A 16993-nucleotide genomic window follows, 5' to 3' on the forward strand; every position below is an offset into this window, starting at 1 on the left:
CTAGCTGAGCACCACGCGCCTTGGACAAAAATGCCGTGCATCATTCTGTCCAAAAAACCCGTGCATCGCTCCCACGCACTCAGCCCCTCAAATTTTCCTGCAAACCACTGACATCATTCATATCCATCGACGGCTGAACGAAATATCCGTGCATCACATCCTGACCATGCCCAACCGCTTGGACAAAACCACCGTGCATCGATGCCGCATGCTTGGACAAAAATGCTGACCCCACTGATGCACAAGGATTCACAGCCCGTCAGGGAAGGGGCCCTTGGAGCAACCTCGCGTGCATCGCTTCCGAGAGTTTGGACAAAACCACCGTGCATCACCACCAACCCCTCGGACAAAAATTCAAAGACGCGATTTTTGGCCAAGCCCGTGCATCCCTTCCCCTCCGGCGTGCATCATTCCGTCCAGGCCGTGCATCATTCCGTCCGAACCCGTGCAACATTCCGTCCGGCCCGTGCATCACTGCCCAAAAGCACCGGCAAGGCCATATGGGCATTCGTGTTCGTGAACCTGAAACCTTTCTAAAACCTCCTTCTCTATAACTATCAAAATCCTTCAAACCGCCTACGGCGGGATTTTTCATCTTGAGAAGGGAAGGGGGTCAGTCTCCGTCGCAGGCACATCCATAACCATCCATGCACATCACCGATGCCGACATCCAGAAGCTTGCCCGCAAGCTGGTCGAAACATTCAGCTGGCAAGACCCACGGCAAAGAGGTTTTGAGCGCTACTGGCCTCTTGCAGGCCCGTTGCAATCGTTTTTCGAGCACGCGGTGGGTACGCTTGAGCAAGAGGTGGCAAAAGCCCTCCTAACCGCGTTGGAAGCAGCCCTGAAGAAGATGGCACCGCACTCCTTCCACATGGACGCAGACACAGTAGCAACGTTCCTCGATGCGGCACCGCTCCCGCCAAGGCCCCGCAAGCCCCACCACAGATCGCTTCGCCGCCGGTAGGCTTGGCGACCTCTGAACGTTCGCGTTAGAATTTTACGATCAGCATCATCCCCACCTGGACGTCCCCCCTTACGCTCGCCCCGAACGGGCTCTTTGTGTTTGGGTCAAACCTCGCCGGACGACATGGCGCGGGCGCCGCATATACGGCGCTGAAGCACTAAGGCGCAATCTACGGACAGGGAATAGGGTTGCAGGGCCGCTCTTATGCGTTGCCGACCATGTCCGCCAATCCCCCGCCGCGCCCCGCCCAAGTCCGGCCGCTGCCGCTTGGCGCGATTACAAACCACGCTGACGTGTTCAAAGCCTTCGCGGCTCAACACCCGGAACTGCTGTTCTTCCTCACCCGCGTAGGATGTGGTTCAGCCGGATTTTCTGACCGGCAGATTGCGCCGCTGTTCCTCAACGCCCCAGCCAACGTGCTGCGGCCGCCGGAATGGGGAAGGGACAGTGCGCGCCATCGAGACAGCGACCGCACATAAAAAAACGGATTGGGCGCACACGCGAGGCCAATCCGTTCTTCGTGAAAGCTTTCATGAAACGCGTAGGTATGTGATTGCTCACCGTCTGGGCCTTGGCGTCGCCGCTGTACCGTGCGTACACGATGCACACAACAACCCGTCTGCTACCAAGCGAAGTGACCCATCGAAGAGCAGCACAAACAAATCAACCCAACATGGTGTGGCATTAGAATCGCAGGTTACCCCGGGGGTACCTCACCCTGCTGACAGCACGCCAAGTTGTAGTAACGGGTAGCTACGGGGCACTAGGAGTAGCTAGGAAATAGATGTTTGGGGATGCACGCATCTTTGAGACAATAGATGCATGAAAAACCGAACCAGGACTTTGCTGATAGCGAAACGCTCTAGGAAGCCAACGACCAACCCAACATCGACGAGCAGAAACAGCTCGCATGATCCTCGATCGACTGGTTGTCGGGCCAGCCCGACGAGGTCGTCTCGGAATTCCGTAGAACCTTCGCCTTGGAGATCAGACCCAGAGGCTGTGAGCGATGGCCACCTTGCAGGTGGCCATCTTCTCACCACGAGTGAGGCCGCTCGGTACTTGAGGCTGTCGCCACGAACGCTCGAGGGGTTTCGTGTGCGCGGGTCTGGACCCCGCTTCATGAAGTTGGGATCAGGTCTCCGCTCGCGCGTTCTCTATCACCCCGCAGACATCCGCGCATGGTTGGAGCGGCGGTTCTCGTCGACATCGGAGTATGGGATGTGAATGGATGTCGGATTGGTCCCAGCAGCTGACATTGGTGAAGCGACGAGCGGCGCCGATGATTCTTCGCTCGAAAAGCCCGCTGGTCGATCCTGAGCGGACGTCCGAAAACGACGGCCGCTGAGAGCAAATGACCCGTAGCGGACCTGAAGAGTTTGCGAAACTACTAGTGCCTTCGATGCGCGCGGGAGCGTGGCCAACCCGCGCGCTGTAAGGGTCATGTCAGTCCGCGTGGCGTCGCCTGTGCCAGCCCGTGCCAGCGCGCTCACGGCAGCTCCCACTTGCTACTGTAGCGACCGCCGAACAACGTCTCCGTCAACTGGTCGTACTGGTACGTGCCGCCACCGTTGACATCCTTGAACTTGCCCGTGCCGCCGGTCGCCTTGTAGGGGTTAGTCTTGAGGTGAGAACCTTCTTCCCACGTTACGGAAATGGTGTCGCCACCCGTGTTCGTGGCTGTGCAGGTTCCACTGCCCTTCCAGCTGCCGTCGGGCATGTACTCGTACTTTCCCTCACACGCCTCCGTCGCTTTCAACGCAGCCGGATCGTCCGGAACTTTGACGCAGCGGCCGGAGTAATCAACCAGCTTGTGCCCCTTCTCGGGCTCCTTCTCATCCCATTTGTCGCTCACGCAGACGAGCACGCCGGCTTCTTCGACGGTCTTGCCGGCTTGGGCCGCGCCGCAGCCGAGCACAATGAGCGTCGCGGGAAAGGCGACGAGCAGTCGCTTGAAATTGTTGGTCATATCACTTCCTCGCAATTGGATGGGTCATACGCATTGGCGGCCAAGGCCGCCGTCCCCGCAGCGGGATCGTGACAGGACCGGTGTGCCGGTCCTAGTATGTAACCGTAGCAAACGTCATTAGGTCGGGACGCAACTCTCTGTTTCAGCACCTGATTGGAGTTTGACCGTGACGGCAGCATTGCCCGGTGGCTGCAGCCCATCCGATCCAGATGCCGTGCGTGAGCAGCTGGCCCGCATCCTGAGAAGCGGGCCGTTTCAGCAGTCGCAGCGCCGGCAGCGGTTCCTGCGCTACCTCGTCGACGAGACTCTGGCCGGCCGTGGCGATAGGCTCAAAGCCTATACGATCGCCGTCGCTGTGTTCGACCGCCCTTCCACGTTTGATCCCGTCGTCGATCCCGTCGTACGCATCGAGGCGGGGCGGCTCAGAGACAAGCTCCGCGAGTATTACGACACCCTCGGACAGACCGATCCCATTCGCATCGAGCTGCCCAAGGGGAGCTATGCGCCACACATCGAGAACCAAAGGGACGCAGTCTCGGCGCACGGTCCGGATCCGATCAAAGCGCCGCCGCCCGAGCAGTTGCTGGGCGACGCCGTCGCGCGCGAGCCGACACCGCGGCGCTTCGCTCCCTTCACGACCACCGGATGGTCGCTCGCCGGGCTGCTGGTCGGCGCCGCGCTGCTGATCGCCGTGGCGAGCTTCTGGGGAAGCCGAAGGCCGCCGCTGCCCGACAATCCATCTATTGCCGTTCTGCCGTTCAACAACATCGGGCACGACGCCAGATGGCAACGGTTCGCCGATGGGATCACCGAGGACACCATCACCGACCTCACGCGCGCCAAGGACCTCATCGTGATCGCCCGCAATTCCACCGAGGTCTACAGGGATAAGCCCATCGACGTTCGAAAGATTGGCCGCGACCTCAATGTGAAGTACGTGCTCGAAGGCAGCATCCAGCCCATCGGCGAGCGCATTCGCGTCACCGCGCAGCTCATCGACAGCGCCTCCGGCAGCCACGTCTGGTCCGAGCGCTACGATAGGCCCGCCGACGATCTGTTCGCGCTGCAGAGCGAGGTTACGCAACGGATTGCCGCAACGCTCATGGGCTACCAGGGAGCCGTCGCCGAGGCGGAGCGCCGCCTCGTCAGACGCAAGCCGCCAGCGAGCCTCACGGCCTACGACACCTACCTGCTCGGCATCGAGGCGAAGCACAGGGTGACGAAGGAAAGCCTAGCCGAGGCGGAAAGCCTGCTCAACAAGGCCATCGAGCTCGATCCTCAGCTTGCCCGCGCCTACGTCGCGTTGGCTGAGGTCCAATTCTATCTCATCGATCTGGGGTTGGCGCCTTCCTTCAAGGGAGCCGTCGAGAAAATGATGGATGCCGCGGAAAAGGCCGTGACGCTGGACCCCGACGACGGAAAGACCCACCTCGCCCTCGGCATGGCCTACATGTATGGCGGCAAGCAGGAGCAGGCCGCCACCGAGCTTTCCCGTGCTGAAGCTCTCGCGTCCTCCGACGCGGACGTGCTGATTTGCGTCGCGTGGTCGCTGCCGCCGCTCGGTCAGTCGGAACGAGCCGTAGCATTGGCGGAGCGGTCACTACAGCTTAACCCGCACTATCCCGACTGGTATAATCAAGGTCTCAGCTACGTGTACTTCTTTGGCGGGCAGTACGACAAAGCCGCTGAATACAGACTGCTCGTGAAGAAGCCCCTTGCCCTCGACCACGCCTTTGCGGCGGTAACCTATGCCTATCTCGACCGCCCGAGCGATGCGGAAGCGGCCGCCGCCTCGGTCTTGAAGCTCGACCCGGTGTGGAACGCTGAGCGCTACCTCAGCGAAGGCGGCGGATTCGCGGACAGGGAAGCCGAGCTGTTCGTCGATGGCGCCCGCAAAGCGGGACTGCCGAGCTGCATGCCCTCCGCTCTGCTCAAGGACGTGCCCCACTTTATTCGCGTCAAGTCCTGCGACCGGCAGCGCGCCAGCACGTCCGGCTGATCCGCCCCGCGATCACGTCCTCGATGAGCTACTTCTGACCCAGAACGCCACCGGCTTGAAGACTGCTTTCGGACCTTAGCCTGCGTCGGGCCTGATTGCTGGCCAGTCCCAGGAGCGGAAGTCACCTGCCCCATGGTCGGCGGGGATAAGGCCGTCGCCGACCACGTCTGCTATTGAGGGCATTGTGTCAGATGTCGATCTTCTCTGCGATCTCGATGGCATCGTCGACTTCGATGCCGAGGTAGCGCACGGTGCTCTCAATCTTGGAATGCCCAAGCAGGAGCTGGACGGCGCGCAGGTTGCCAGTGCGGCGATAGATTAGCACCGCCTTCGTGCGCCGTAGTGAGTGGGTGCCGAACTTGGCCGGATCAAGTCCGATGCTGGCGACCCATTCGTGCACGAGACGCGCGTACTGCCGTGTCGTGAGCCCGTGCGCACGATCGCCATCGCCCCGGCCGGCGAACAAGAATTGTCCAGACTTTCGTCCGGTGAGCCTGAGGTAGTCATCGACCGCCAAGCGAGTCTGATCCGTGATCTCAAACCGTACCGGCCTACCCGTCTTCTTCTGGCGGATGGTCGCACGATCCATCGCATAACCGCTTGGCGCTACGTCATCGACGCGTAGCGCAACAACGTCACAACCTCGGAGCTTGCTGTCGATCGCCAGGTTGAACAGTGCCAGGTCGCGCTTCCGATCCGCCATCTGAAGCTTGGTCCTGATCGACCAGACGTGGCTTGGTCGCAGTGGCGGCTTCGCCCCGATAAGCTTTCCCTTGTTCCAAGGCTGATTGCGGACAAGCTTCAGATTCTTAGTTTCGTGATTGTTGTCCATGGTCTGTCTCCTTGTTCGAGAGACAGATCAGCATGCGCCCACACGAGCCAAGGATCGAATCTCGCGACCGGATTCGGGCTCAGATTCTTCCGAAGCTGCTCAACCGAGGTTGTTCGATCAGTACATGTCGCGGCAAGAGCGACGAGACGACGTGGAAGGTTGTCGACTGTTTTCTCTGTCTATGCGGACAACCTAAAGACGGCGAAATAGACTGCGCAACCGTAAGGGGTGGACTTTTGCACCCGGGCACCCCATATTGAGTTTATCGCTGGCATGAAAAGGCTCCAGCGGCTGAGAGATGCGAGTGCTCCCGCCAGATTGGAGCACCATCATGCCCTTCCCGCAGAATCCTCCCGGTTTTAGTCGCGACGCGCTCCGGCTCCTCGACATTGCAATGACGAGGGCTTGGATGGAACGCGTTGCCATTGGTGCGTCTCAGAGCGGCGCCGACGCGAATCTTTGCGCGGCGTTGTGGGGCAAAGTGGACCGCCTAGAGAAACTCCAGTCTGGCGAGCGCGGTGGCATAAGAAAGGACTTGGCGAAACACATGGCAGCCCACAGGTTCAAAGTCGGCCAACGCGTGATCTTTCATTCTCCACGGAGATCCGTTGGTCCATCCATAGTTACTGTCCTTCGTCTTCTGCCGATCGAAGGCAAGGATCTCACGTACAGGATCAAGGCGACTGAGGAAGGATTCGAACGCGTGGCCATCGAACGCGAGCTTGCGAGCCTCCAGGAGGAGAATGCCTGATGATGGACACATTCAATTACAACGCTCCAGCAGAGCTGTTCCCGTCCAAGGGCAAGGGCTTTAGGCGCAAAATGGTTTCATATCGGCGCTTTGAGTCCGCGGCCGTCGCCATCCGCTATGCCATTGAGGAACTGGACCCCGACAAACTGATCGGCGCCGTTCTCGAGATAGATGAGGATCGCTATGACGACGTCGCGATCCGCACTCTCTACGCGAGCGACGGGTACCCGTTTCCACGGCTCAACACCAATCAAGAAGGGAGCTCCGTGTGAAAAGCGACTTTCAGATCTATCAAGGCACCAATAACAATTGGATCGTGTTGAGCCAGATAGGTGTTCCCTTACTTGCTTCGCGGCGCCAAGGCGTAGCCGAAGCCTTTGGTAAGGCTCTTGCGCATCGTGCGAGCGTCGCGTTGATCGTTCACCGGCACGGCGAGCGGAGCACGCACTATTCCGGGCGCGCCCTCACCTACGCGAGCAGGCTCTAGGGTGGGAGCTGAAATTGTTCAGGCTCGCTGCTGGCTGGAACCCTATTGACCCACAATCCTCTTGCTTGGCGAGAGACGTTTATTTGGACGATACCCTCGTAGGCCGCATCGTCGACACGACCGCAGAGGTCTATCTAACCAGTCCTTCTAACGTCCGCATATTCGAAGCTGACGTTCTACGAGGGCAGATTTGGGAAACAGGGGACGAACGGTTCACCGACGAGCGCAGTGCGTTGCGATCGCTTGAAGAGCGTCTCAGCGCGTCGCGGAACGCCAGCGGCAGGACGGTGCGCGGCGCCCACGATCTGCTGCCCAAATAAAATTCCATCCGCCCAGAAAAATCGATCGTTGCTCAGTGCGCGTGTGCGCACAGAATACCCAATCATCAATTAGGAACAGTCATGCAACTTGGAACCGTAAAGTTTTATAATTTCGAAAGAGGCTTTGGCTTCATCCAGCCAAATGACGGCGGCAAGGACGTGTTCATCCACGCGACAGCCCTCGAGCGATCCGGTACGCACATCCTCAGTGAAGGGCAAAAAGTGACCTTCGATATCCAGGAGGATCGTCGGTCCGGAAAAATTTCTGTCTCGAACATTCGCACCGACTGAGTGTGCTCAGGTGTTGGTAGCCTCGCGGCATTCGCCGTAGCAGGTCAGTTGCGGACGCGCTACGTGCGTTAGCGTTCTCCGGCGCATCAGAAATGGGTCGAAGAGCGCGTTTCTCAGGAGGATACTCGTGGCACTCGATCCCCGGCCGAGCGATTTTTCGGCGACCTCAGCGCTGATCCTGTTCGTCGCATTTGTCGCCTTAGTTGTTGCTGCCGGATACATCGGGCACATCATGGCCGGCGAATAGGTAGCCTAGATCGCCCCTTCGGATTTTATGACTACCTTCATCTAGGCCGGACGTTGACCCTTGGCGTCAGTGGCTGGTTTGTTCAGTAGCTCCGACCGTCCGGAGCTGTCCAGCAACGACTTGCGCCTGCCATTCGGGATCGAGCGCGATACCAAGAATCGTTCGGCACTGTTCGCACAGGAATTGGACTGCAGGCACGGTCCGCTTCGATCCCTCATCGCGTGCACGAAAGTACTCGATGATAACGTGAGACTCCGCATCACATTTTGGGCACTTCCCGCTCACGATGTTCTCCTGTTGGGCATGATGTCTAGGTGTGTGCGGGGCCTGACTTGCCGGCGCTCAGAACCTTTTGGGTGAGATCCCAAGCGCCGGAATTTGCGCCAAAGCGCTTGATGACGCGCGACAGCGATTAGCTTACTTGAATATTCGCGACGGCAGTCTTACCGGAACGCCGATCCTGCTCGGTGTCGAAAGAGACCTTCTGTCCTTCCGACAGGCTCGTCAGCCCTGCACGTTCGAGTGCACTCGCGTGTACGAAGACATCGCTTCCTCCATTGTCCGGCGCGATGAATCCGTAGCCTTTTTGTCCATTGTAAAATTTGACCGTTCCCGTGTTCATGATCACTCCAATCACTGATGCTAACGAGCCGGCGCACGCGGTGAGGCGCACGCCAGCTCTATCTCTCGAATTTTTGGGGTCTATGAACATACGCTCAGCAGCGCTGAGCACAGCGGCCCGTATTCCGGCCAAACTCGATCAATAGAAATAAGAACAGCCTCCCTTAATTGCAAGGGCTCACTGCGACCGTCAATCGTGCCGGTGGTCGGCGGTTTTGCAGCCGCCCGACGCCAACGCTGCCCGCCCGCGAGTCGCGCCCGACGCTCTGAGTAGATTCCGACTCTAACGGCCGATAGCCTTCCGTCGTATCATCTAGTTTGACATCTGCGTCCTGATTTGAGCATGGGTACCTGTCGCCTTTCGCGACGCGAGACTGTGCGCGAGAAACAAGGATTTTCTCCTATGAATGACCCGGCTCCCCACCTAGTTGCTGAGAAGACGAGCTGGCGGACGCTTGCGCAATGGATCCCGTTTTTGATCGTTCCAATCGTGCTTGCACTAGTGCTCGTGGTATACGTCGTGTTCCAAGCTGCCAGCTAGACTAGCGCAACCTAACCGGACAGCCCGATCGCTACTCGCGGCCTGGATTAGGTGCTTGTCGGGCATCATCGCCGCAGGGCGTTCCAACGCTATAAGGAGACGCGCGGTGACACTCAGCTTTCCCAATCGGAGCCGCAGCTACGACGCACGCGGACGCCGCGTGCGCTTTTGGGGTTATGACGGTGCGCTCGAGATCAGCTTTTTCCTTGATCAGCACGCCTTCTCCCGCATGAGCCCAAATCCGAAGATGGACGAGACCGGAATTCTCATTGCGTTCGACCGCCATCGAGATCAAATCCTCGACGTCGCGGCAAAACTATATTCCGGCTGCCGCAGAGACGCCTACACCCTGCAGGCATCAGACTTCTGATCGTGCGGGCCGCTCAAGCCGCCGCGATCGCGATCCGGATCAGGGCCGGAAGCGACTTAGAGCCGGTCTTCCTCATAATGGCCGCCCGATGATTGTCCACGGTGCGCTGACTGATGCCAAGGTCGGCGGCAATGTTCTTGCTGGGATGTCCGGCCGTGACGAGGTCCATGATCTGGCGTTGGCGCACCGTCAGCCCTGCGACAAGAGAGATAGCCTGCTCTCGCGCCGCAGAGGGTCTGCCTCCGTCGAGTTCGAACGCGCGCGCAATGCTTGCAAGCAGCTCCACGTGACCGACCGGTTTTTGAATGAAATCGGAGGCACCCGCCTTCATCGCCCCGACGGCTAAAGCAATGTCTCCGTCGCCAGTTATCATGATCGTGGGCAGTGTACAGTCCTCCGCTCTGAGGCGCTCGATCAATTCGAGACCGGTCATACCAGGCAATCGAGCGTCGATCAGCAGGCACCCGTCGGATCGCTTGGCGCGCAGAAACTCCTCGCCATTTGCAAAGATCTCTACTGCATAGCCGTGTTCTTCGAGCAGATCCCGCATTGCCTCGAGGACAACGGCGTCATCGTCGACGACGAATACCCTCTGTGTCGCGGAAGTATCCGCGGACGATGGCACGTCGATCGCGGTATCGGGTGCGTTTCTCCCCGCCTTGACCAGAAGGTCCTGGATCAGGCTTATGAGTTGCTGCGATTTCACCGGCTTGTTGAGCTGAATGTGCCCCTGGTCCGCAACAGCGCGCAACGTGATGGTCGCGATGTCACCGGTCAGGACGATGGCGGGGATGTCTCGACCGAGCTGCCGCCGCACGCCCGCAATGGCATCCAGGCCGCTCGCCCCGCAAGACAGGTTATAGTCCGCGATTACGAGATCCAGTTCCGCAGCTTTTTTTCTGGCGATATCGAGTGCTGTAGCGACATCGCCTGCGACCGTCGTTCGATGTCCTTCCTGATCAAGAAGCATCTTGACCATATTCCGCACGATGGGATCGTCGTCGATGATCAGGATTGTGCCGGCAACGGGTACTAAGTTCTCCTGGACTACGCGTGTGGGCCGCGTCTCACCGACTTCGCCTGCGTCACCGATCTGCACCTCCACCGCAAATGCCGACCCGTAGCCGGGGATCGAGCGGACGTCGATCGAATGCCCGAGCAGATCTCCCATCCGCTTGACGATTGAAAGGCCGAGCCCAAGACCCAAACTGCTGTCGCGAGCTGGATTTGCGAGCTGGTGGAACTCCTCGAATATTTTCCGGGCCTGATCCATGGGGAGGCCGATGCCCGTGTCGAGCACCTCGATACGAATGATTCCCTCTCGCCGCCGACATCCCAGAAGCAGCTTGCCTTTGCTCGTGTATTTGACGGCATTCGAGATCAAATTGTGAAGCATCTGTCCGAGGAGCTTGGGATCACTCCGTGCAGCGAGGCTGCAAGGGACCACGTGCCACTGCAGTGCCTTTTCCTCCGCAAGATATGCGAAATCGGCTCTCAGCCTTGAGAGCAGGCTACTGATGGGGAAATTGACGATACTAGGTCGCACAACGCCGGCTTCGAGCTGGTTTATGTCGAGCAACTTGTCGAGCATGCTCGACATGGCACCAACCGTGTCGTCGAGGCGCTCGAGCAACTGAAGCGTATGTTCGTCGCGCGCACGTTTTTTCAAAATCCCTTGCAGCAGATTGATGGTCTGTAAGGGCTGGCGCAGATCGTGACTGGCAGCGGCCAGGAACCGCGATTTGCCGATGTTGGCACTTTCGGCTAATGCCTTTGCGGCCGCCAATGCCTCGCTCTCACGCTTCGCGTCTGTGACGTCGACGATCGACAGAAGCACGTTCTGGCTTGCCAAGCAGCGCTCTCCGATGGCACGAGCGCTCACCAAGAAGGACCGGACGCCGCACGTCGGCAGTTTAAGCGTGATTTTCGTATCAGCCACTTCCGCGCCGCTCGAAAGAAGCGCGGAAAGATACTTTTGCATCTCCGGCACATCGAGATGGGAACCAAAGTCTAGCAGGTGGGGTCCGACCATGGTTGTCGGTTCGATTTCGAATGCCCGGTAGAAGGATGTCGAGGCAGAAACGACGCGAAGCTCTGTATCCAATACGACGAGAGGTTGTTCGATCGTAGCAATGATGCCTTCGGAATACGCGCGCGCGGCTTGGCTCTCTCTTTGGGCAACCTTGATTTCGGAGATGTCGGCAAAGGTGATGAGCACTCCATCGACGTGCTTCTCATTGCTACGATAGGGCAGGATGCTGCAGATATGCCACGTCCCGTCTTCGCCTTCGACTTCGCGCCGAACAGGAGCAACCGTATCGAAGACGGCATGCACGTCGCGCAGCATGTCGTTGTTTCTGAAGCGATGAGTAAACTCGGAGAGTGGGCGCCCGATGTCGCTCGCCGTGACGTCGAACAGTGGCGTGATCGCCGGTGTGAAGAAGCGGATCCTCAAAGCCCGGTCGAGCACAACGATGGGCACGTCGGAGCTGTTGAGGATGTTGTTGAGGTCGTCGGATGCCCTCGGCGCTCCAGGACGAGGCCCGGTCATGATCCTGCTTTCTGGCGATCTCGCCCCACAATGGGATATTGCAAGCGAATACATCCTAGCACGTATTGTCCTGCCACGGCGTGCTTTGACTCGAACCATGGGGAACGGGCCGTAAGGCGGCGGTGCGCCATAGGTACATTCCGAGTCTAAGCTTTGTCCGAGTTGAGGGGCATTGTCGGCATGAACTAAACCATCAAACCGGTGACATTCATGATCGACAACCCCACAAAAGCCTCTGACACTCCGATTGCCGCAGTGCCTGATACGCCGACTGCGCCATCCAACGTGCCAGCCGGAAGTCCGCCGCCCGTCGGCGAGCCGGAAACGGTTGCCAATCCGGCCGTCAAGTCGGAGCAAAAGCCGGCGGCCCCCGCACCGCAGAAGATCTAGGTCAGCGCGCGACCGGCGTTTCAAAACGGCCAGTCGCAGCGCCGAGCCAGTGCACCATGTGCACTGGCTCGCTCTTCGTTCGTTCGGCAACCGGAGCTGCTGGTATGAAATCAGCCATATTACCCTCTACGCTGGTGGCGATGGTGATGGCCTCACCCGTTTCCGGCCAGCAGCCGGCCCCCAAGCCAGAGATGCCCCCGTGGAACGGAGCCGTCTTCGCCAGTACGGAGAGTGAGATGGCACCGACCGCGGATGTGCGGTTTGTCCACGCCGCCATCCTCAGCCACTCTTTGGAAAAGTGGAGACGATGACGACTCGCACCATCCGATCGATTGCAGTATTCAATAGCGCTTTTAATCTCGGTGGCATCGACGGTGACTTGCCGGCCGGCAGCTATAGGATCGAGTCTGAGGAAGAGCTGATCGAAAGTTTGTCCTTCGTGGCCTTTCGCCGAGTGGAAACCACCATCGAGCTTCCCGCAATCGGTTCTGTCAGTCTCAAGAGACAGGTCGTCGCTATCGATCCACTCGATCTTGCCTTGGCCCAAGATCGTGATGCCGGACATGAGTAGTATCCGAGCCTGATGCCGCATGCACGCTGGCGCCAAGGTTGGTTTGTGCCATCCGCCTAACGAAAGGACTTTGCTCTGTTCAAATCCCATCCTCACAGTTCTATTGTCGCGGTCGTTTTGTCCGTCTGCCCAATAGTCTCGGCTACGGGCCCGGCACATGGTCAGGAACCGGCATCTGCGTCGACCGCGCATGCACAGGAGTCCGCCCCCGGGCTCGGCAACAATAGTCGACCGACAGAAGCTGAGAAATTGGCTGCCTGCATGGATCTATGGGAACCTGCGACGCACATGACCAAGGAGCGGTGGAGGACAGTGTGCAAGCGCATTCAGACCGACGACTGAGATGACGGGCGAGAGCTTGTAAGCGATGATGCGACGTGCACCACCTCCAAAGCGTCACTCGGACTGCCGAAGGACATATGGGCGAGCACATCAGGGGACCGATGAGGTGAGGACGTTCTATAAAAAAGCGAAGCTCATCACAGAAGCAGAGGCCCGCTACATCATCGCCCACGGAACAGCTTCATCCAGCGAATGGGTCGTCGTACAGTATATGGACCAGTGGTTCGACATACGTGGCATGACAAAATCAGAGATCACGGATCATATCGAGGATCTGGACCGGAAATTGGCTGCCGACCTTGCGGCCGGTATCGAAAATCCGCACTAAGCGTTCATAGCTCGTCCTGTCCGAGCCTGGTGGTGCTGGCAATCGTGCGGCATTTTTCTCAGCGAGAGTCCTCCATGTATCCCAACAAGACGTCGATCGACCCGTCACCGTTGCAGGATCCCGTCATTCCCATTGGCCAGAGAAAAACGATGGAGACGCTAATGGCGGACGACTGCCGTTGGCCGATCGGCGATCCGCAAGTGTCCGGCTTCCATTTCTGCGGCAGCCGCAAGGTCGATGGGCATCCTTACTGCGATGTGCATCGTCGTCGCGCGTTCCAGCCGTCCAAGCCCCGCGCGGTGGCCTATCCAAACTTCGTTCCGTAGAAGCATACGGGCATCTGGCTGGGGTGCAGGCGTTCTGGGGTCATCACGCGGAATGACAGAATTTGTAGAGGTTGCCGCGAGCTCGATCGATTGATCACGCTTGGTCATCAGGACGCCAGCCTGTTGACTTCACTGCAGCGAAAATTTCCTGGTTTGACGCAGGCCGGCCTGGAGGCGGCATTCTCTAAGGTCATTGCCGACCGTGGGCTAAAGCTCGATCCCGAAAGAAAGCTGTAAGACGGGCCAAATCGAGGCCAAGCGAGTTGCGCTCTCCGCGTTCCGTTTCGCACAGGCTCGCAACGTCATTCAAATTACCGTTGGAAACTTGCTGGCGCAGAAGTGCCGATCTCGACAGGTGAAATGGGAAGATCGCTCTCCCCGAGGCTTGCCCTCATTTTAGTGTACGTTCACGTCCTACGCCGAGGACACTTGCCGGTGTCGTTGGGCTGGCACGCCTTATCCTTCGAGATCACAATGCCGCCCGTGCTACGGCTATTCACGGTGCAGCGACGGGTTTGGCGGTCGTCGGTTGGCGGCCGATCTGGATCAAAGGGAAGACCTCATGCGGCGTCATCTCATCGTGCGCCATACGACCGAATACCAATATGCCGAACCGGTTTCCTTTGGCCGCCACCGCATGATGTTTCGGCCGCGCGACAGTCACAGCCTGCGGCTCTTAAATACGGAGCTTTCGATCACGCCGGCGCCAGCTAGCATCAGATGGATGTACGATGCCTTCGGTAACTCTGTTTCCTATGCAGAGTTCGAAGGCGAACGCGCTATGTGCCTGCGGTTTGTGAGCGAGATCGACATCCTTCACTATGAGGCGGCTCAACCAACCGATCTCCTGCTCAACTCCGCTCAGCGTTTTCCGTTCGCCTACGATGCCGAAGAGGTACCGGACTTGCAGTCGGTCATGAGAGTCCATCGCCCGGATCCAGACGGCCAGCTCGCTGCATGGGCGGTCAACGTTGCGAGATCGAGCGATGGCGGAACGCTGTCCGTCCTCGTGGGTATGATGGAAACCATCCATCGTGATTTCGCCTACTTGAGTCGCCCGAAGGCCGGGACGCAGGAGCCCGTGCAAACGCTCGCGCTCGGCTCCGGGAGCTGCCGAGACTTCGCGTTGCTTATGATCGAAGCACTTCGGTCCTTGGGTTTCGCCGCCCGATTTGTGACGGGATATATCTACACGCCTGGGAGCACTAACCACCAGGGTGGCGGCGCGACCCACGCCTGGCTGCAGGTTTACCTGCCGGGATGCGGCTGGGTGGAGATGGATCCCACCAACGGCATATTCGGCAATCGCGACCTCATTCGCATCGCCGTCGCGCGCGACCACCGACAAGCCGTGCCGTTGTCAGGCAGCTTCGTGGGCACATCTTCCGCATTTCTGGGCATGAGTGTGTCTGTCTCCGTACTCGGCGCGGAAGCCGAAACGGCTCTGGCGTATTGATTGGCGCGATTGCGCTCGACGAAAGGGGGAAAAGGTCTACCATGTCTCGTCGCGGCAGGTTGTCGAGCGACCAGAGCGAGGATGACCTTCCATGAAGCTGCGTGTCGGCTACGAACTGGACTACGAGTTTCCCCAGCCTACACCCATCATCCTGGTGCTAAACGTGCACCATTCCCGTGTCTCCGACTTGCAGGCGCCGGATCATGTCGTCACCAGCCCGTCGGTTCGAATGTCTGGCTATCGGGACGGCTTCGGCAATTGGTGCAATCGGCTCGTTGCTCCGACGGGAGCGATGCGCCTTCGTTCGGATTCGCTCGTGCTAGATTCCGGGCTTCCGGATCCGACAGTGCCGGAAGCCACACAAATCTCAGTCGAAAACCTGCCTGAGGAGGCACTCGTCTTCCTGTTGGCAAGCCGTTTCTGCGATTGTGATCAGATGCTGGATCTGGCCTGGACGCACGTCGGCAATGGAGAAACCGGTTGGGCCCGTGTCCAGGCTATTTCGACTTCGTGCATCAGCACATTGCCTTCGACTATGCACACGCTCGCGTGACGCGCACGGCCTCCGAGGCTTACCGGGAGCGGCAGGGTGTGTGCCGCGACTATGCCCACCTCGCAATCGCATTCTGTCGCGCCTTGAATATTCCAGCCCGCTACTGCACGGGCTACCTGGGCGATGTCGGCATGCCTCCGCCCTATCCCCCAGGTGACTTCGCCGCATGGTTCGAGGCCTATCTGGGCGGCGAATGGCACACGTTCGATCCGAGGAACAACGTACCACGCATTGGTCGCGTTCTGATTGCACGCGGCCGCGATGCGGCCGATGTCGCGATCGCCACGACGTTCGGCCCCAACACGCTCAAGTCGTTCCGGGTTTGGACGGACGAGATCGCGAATCCCTGAGGCCAAATGGACATCTTGGACGACGCGCCTTAATTGGGAGCGTGCGGAGCCTTGCCTAGAAATGAACCATGCTTGCCGTTTTTTTGCGAGCACGCCGGATGAATGCGATTTGACGGCCCATTCTCTCGTGTGGCCACTCCGTCAGCAAGCAATGTCTGCTGCTAGAGGCGCTGCCGTCACGCCGAAAGAGTCAGTCGAAACCTCGACGCCATCGGACCAATGTCCGCTTTCTCGGCTTCGCTACGATGGCACGAAACGTCGACGACCTTAACGCCCGGAGCAGGCGCTCACGTCGAGGTCACTGCGGGGTTTTCGTGGGAGGTCTGGATGAGCCTCTGGATCCAATTTATTCGGAAAGGAAACAGATCTCTGTCCGGGTTGCTCGCTTCTCGATGCTCTCGCGGACGGATTATTGGAGGCTCCCGCGAAGTGATGCGTCTCCGCGAGACGTCCAATCCCGCATTGACGAAATCACCCGCAAAGACCACCACGTCGTTCTCGGTGACGCCAATGGAGCCGACAGCCCGAGATAGGAAAAGCTGCGGCTATCGAATCCTATGCAGCCGCCGGCATCAGCGTGCAGCGTTGTGGACGTGATCAACCACGACGATACGTCGGACATGTGCCGCACCGCGTCGGCCCGAAGGCTCCACGATCGCCGCCTTCAACTTGTTTCGCCTGCTCTCAGGACATGGCAACAACCATGTTGCAGCGCAGCATATGGTCGCTAATT

General features: G+C 59.0%; 20 protein-coding genes and 1 pseudogene. 16 read left to right on the top strand and 5 right to left on the bottom strand.

What is annotated here, in order from left to right:
• Positions 1 to 647: 647 nt before the first annotated feature.
• From PE058_RS19505 to PE058_RS22105, 3 genes are all read left to right on the top strand, one after another.
• Positions 648 to 965 carry a hypothetical protein gene (locus PE058_RS19505; protein WP_271029192.1) on the top strand — a complete coding sequence of 106 codons (318 nt, stop codon included), beginning with the start codon at positions 648 to 650 and terminating at the stop codon, positions 963 to 965.
• Between the two features lie 167 nt (positions 966 to 1132).
• Positions 1133 to 1444 (top strand): A1S_2505 family phage non-structural protein, encoded by a 312-nt coding sequence (locus tag PE058_RS22100; RefSeq protein ID WP_442908685.1) that lies wholly within the window; start codon positions 1133 to 1135, stop codon positions 1442 to 1444.
• Positions 1445 to 1787: 343 nt separating this feature from the next.
• Positions 1788 to 2192 (top strand): helix-turn-helix transcriptional regulator, encoded by a 405-nt coding sequence (locus PE058_RS22105; protein WP_271029193.1) that lies wholly within the window; start codon positions 1788 to 1790, stop codon positions 2190 to 2192.
• A gap of 262 nt (positions 2193 to 2454) precedes the next feature.
• Here the strand turns inward: PE058_RS22105 and PE058_RS19515 are convergent, their stop codons facing one another.
• Positions 2455 to 2934 carry a hypothetical protein gene (locus tag PE058_RS19515; protein ID WP_271029194.1) on the bottom strand — a complete coding sequence of 160 codons (480 nt, stop codon included), beginning with the start codon at positions 2932 to 2934 and terminating at the stop codon, positions 2455 to 2457.
• A gap of 166 nt (positions 2935 to 3100) precedes the next feature.
• Between PE058_RS19515 and PE058_RS19520 the strand changes: the two genes are divergently transcribed.
• Entirely contained in the window at positions 3101 to 4933 is a 1833-nt protein-coding gene (locus tag PE058_RS19520) for a tetratricopeptide repeat protein (RefSeq protein ID WP_271029195.1), read from the top strand.
• Between the two features lie 187 nt (positions 4934 to 5120).
• On the opposite strand, the gene PE058_RS19525 is transcribed toward PE058_RS19520, so the two are convergent.
• The gene (locus PE058_RS19525) at positions 5121 to 5765 is read right to left on the bottom strand and encodes a tyrosine-type recombinase/integrase (RefSeq protein ID WP_271029196.1); all 645 of its coding nucleotides are present in this window, start codon (positions 5763 to 5765) and stop codon (positions 5121 to 5123) included.
• A gap of 331 nt (positions 5766 to 6096) precedes the next feature.
• Here PE058_RS19525 and PE058_RS19530 point away from each other — a divergent pair, with 331 nt between their 5' ends.
• The 5 genes from PE058_RS19530 (at position 6097) to PE058_RS19550 (ending at position 7614) form a co-directional block, all read left to right on the top strand.
• Positions 6097 to 6516, top strand: a complete 420-nt coding sequence (locus PE058_RS19530; protein WP_271029197.1) for a hypothetical protein — start codon at positions 6097 to 6099, stop codon at positions 6514 to 6516.
• On the top strand, positions 6516 to 6788 hold the full coding sequence (locus tag PE058_RS19535) for a hypothetical protein (RefSeq protein ID WP_271029198.1): 273 nt from the start codon (positions 6516 to 6518) through the stop codon (positions 6786 to 6788). Before PE058_RS19530 ends, PE058_RS19535 begins: the two co-directional genes overlap by 1 nt.
• Entirely contained in the window at positions 6785 to 7003 is a 219-nt protein-coding gene (locus PE058_RS19540) for a hypothetical protein (RefSeq protein WP_271029199.1), read from the top strand. Before PE058_RS19535 ends, PE058_RS19540 begins: the two co-directional genes overlap by 4 nt.
• Before the next feature lie 83 nt (positions 7004 to 7086).
• Complete coding sequence (locus PE058_RS19545) at positions 7087 to 7323, top strand: hypothetical protein (protein WP_271029200.1); 237 nt, start codon at positions 7087 to 7089, stop codon at positions 7321 to 7323.
• Positions 7324 to 7404: 81 nt separating this feature from the next.
• On the top strand, positions 7405 to 7614 hold the full coding sequence (locus PE058_RS19550) for a cold-shock protein (protein ID WP_271029201.1): 210 nt from the start codon (positions 7405 to 7407) through the stop codon (positions 7612 to 7614).
• Positions 7615 to 8273: 659 nt separating this feature from the next.
• Here PE058_RS19550 and PE058_RS19555 read toward each other — a convergent pair.
• Positions 8274 to 8483: a cold-shock protein gene (locus PE058_RS19555; protein ID WP_041317444.1), complete on the bottom strand. Its 210-nt coding sequence runs from the start codon at positions 8481 to 8483 to the stop codon at positions 8274 to 8276.
• A gap of 595 nt (positions 8484 to 9078) precedes the next feature.
• Here PE058_RS19555 and PE058_RS19560 point away from each other — a divergent pair.
• Complete coding sequence (locus tag PE058_RS19560; RefSeq protein WP_271029202.1) at positions 9079 to 9393, top strand: DUF1488 domain-containing protein; 315 nt, start codon at positions 9079 to 9081, stop codon at positions 9391 to 9393.
• A 13-nt stretch (positions 9394 to 9406) separates the two neighbouring features.
• Here PE058_RS19560 and PE058_RS19565 read toward each other — a convergent pair whose 3' ends face one another.
• Positions 9407 to 11944 (bottom strand): response regulator, encoded by a 2538-nt coding sequence (locus PE058_RS19565; protein WP_271029203.1) that lies wholly within the window; start codon positions 11942 to 11944, stop codon positions 9407 to 9409.
• Positions 11945 to 12154: 210 nt separating this feature from the next.
• On the opposite strand from PE058_RS19565, the gene PE058_RS19570 reads away from it, so the two are divergent.
• Entirely contained in the window at positions 12155 to 12334 is a 180-nt protein-coding gene (locus PE058_RS19570; RefSeq protein WP_271029204.1) for a hypothetical protein, read from the top strand.
• A 1-nt stretch (position 12335) separates the two neighbouring features.
• On the opposite strand, the gene PE058_RS19575 is transcribed toward PE058_RS19570, so the two are convergent.
• Positions 12336 to 12899 (bottom strand): hypothetical protein, encoded by a 564-nt coding sequence (locus PE058_RS19575; protein ID WP_271029205.1) that lies wholly within the window; start codon positions 12897 to 12899, stop codon positions 12336 to 12338.
• 454 nt (positions 12900 to 13353) lie between these two features.
• Between PE058_RS19575 and PE058_RS19580 the strand changes: the two genes are divergently transcribed.
• The 5 genes and pseudogenes from PE058_RS19580 to PE058_RS19600 all read left to right on the top strand — a co-directional run bounded on the left by PE058_RS19580 (position 13354) and on the right by PE058_RS19600 (position 16260).
• Positions 13354 to 13575, top strand: a complete 222-nt coding sequence (locus tag PE058_RS19580) for a hypothetical protein (protein WP_271029206.1) — start codon at positions 13354 to 13356, stop codon at positions 13573 to 13575.
• A 74-nt stretch (positions 13576 to 13649) separates the two neighbouring features.
• A complete protein-coding gene (locus PE058_RS19585) occupies positions 13650 to 13901 on the top strand; it encodes a GcrA family cell cycle regulator (protein ID WP_271029207.1) in 252 nt (83 codons plus the stop codon).
• A gap of 90 nt (positions 13902 to 13991) precedes the next feature.
• The gene (locus tag PE058_RS19590) at positions 13992 to 14138 is read left to right on the top strand and encodes a hypothetical protein (protein WP_271029208.1); all 147 of its coding nucleotides are present in this window, start codon (positions 13992 to 13994) and stop codon (positions 14136 to 14138) included.
• Positions 14139 to 14463: 325 nt separating this feature from the next.
• Entirely contained in the window at positions 14464 to 15357 is an 894-nt protein-coding gene (locus tag PE058_RS19595) for a transglutaminase family protein (RefSeq protein ID WP_271029209.1), read from the top strand.
• A gap of 91 nt (positions 15358 to 15448) precedes the next feature.
• A pseudogene (locus tag PE058_RS19600) lies at positions 15449 to 16260 on the top strand (transglutaminase-like domain-containing protein).
• The last annotated feature ends 733 nt before the right edge of the window (positions 16261 to 16993 follow it).

Origin of the sequence: Hyphomicrobium sp. DMF-1, from assembly GCF_027886585.1 — a bacterium.
In the GTDB taxonomy this organism is placed as follows: domain Bacteria; phylum Pseudomonadota; class Alphaproteobacteria; order Rhizobiales; family Hyphomicrobiaceae; genus Hyphomicrobium_C; species Hyphomicrobium_C zavarzinii.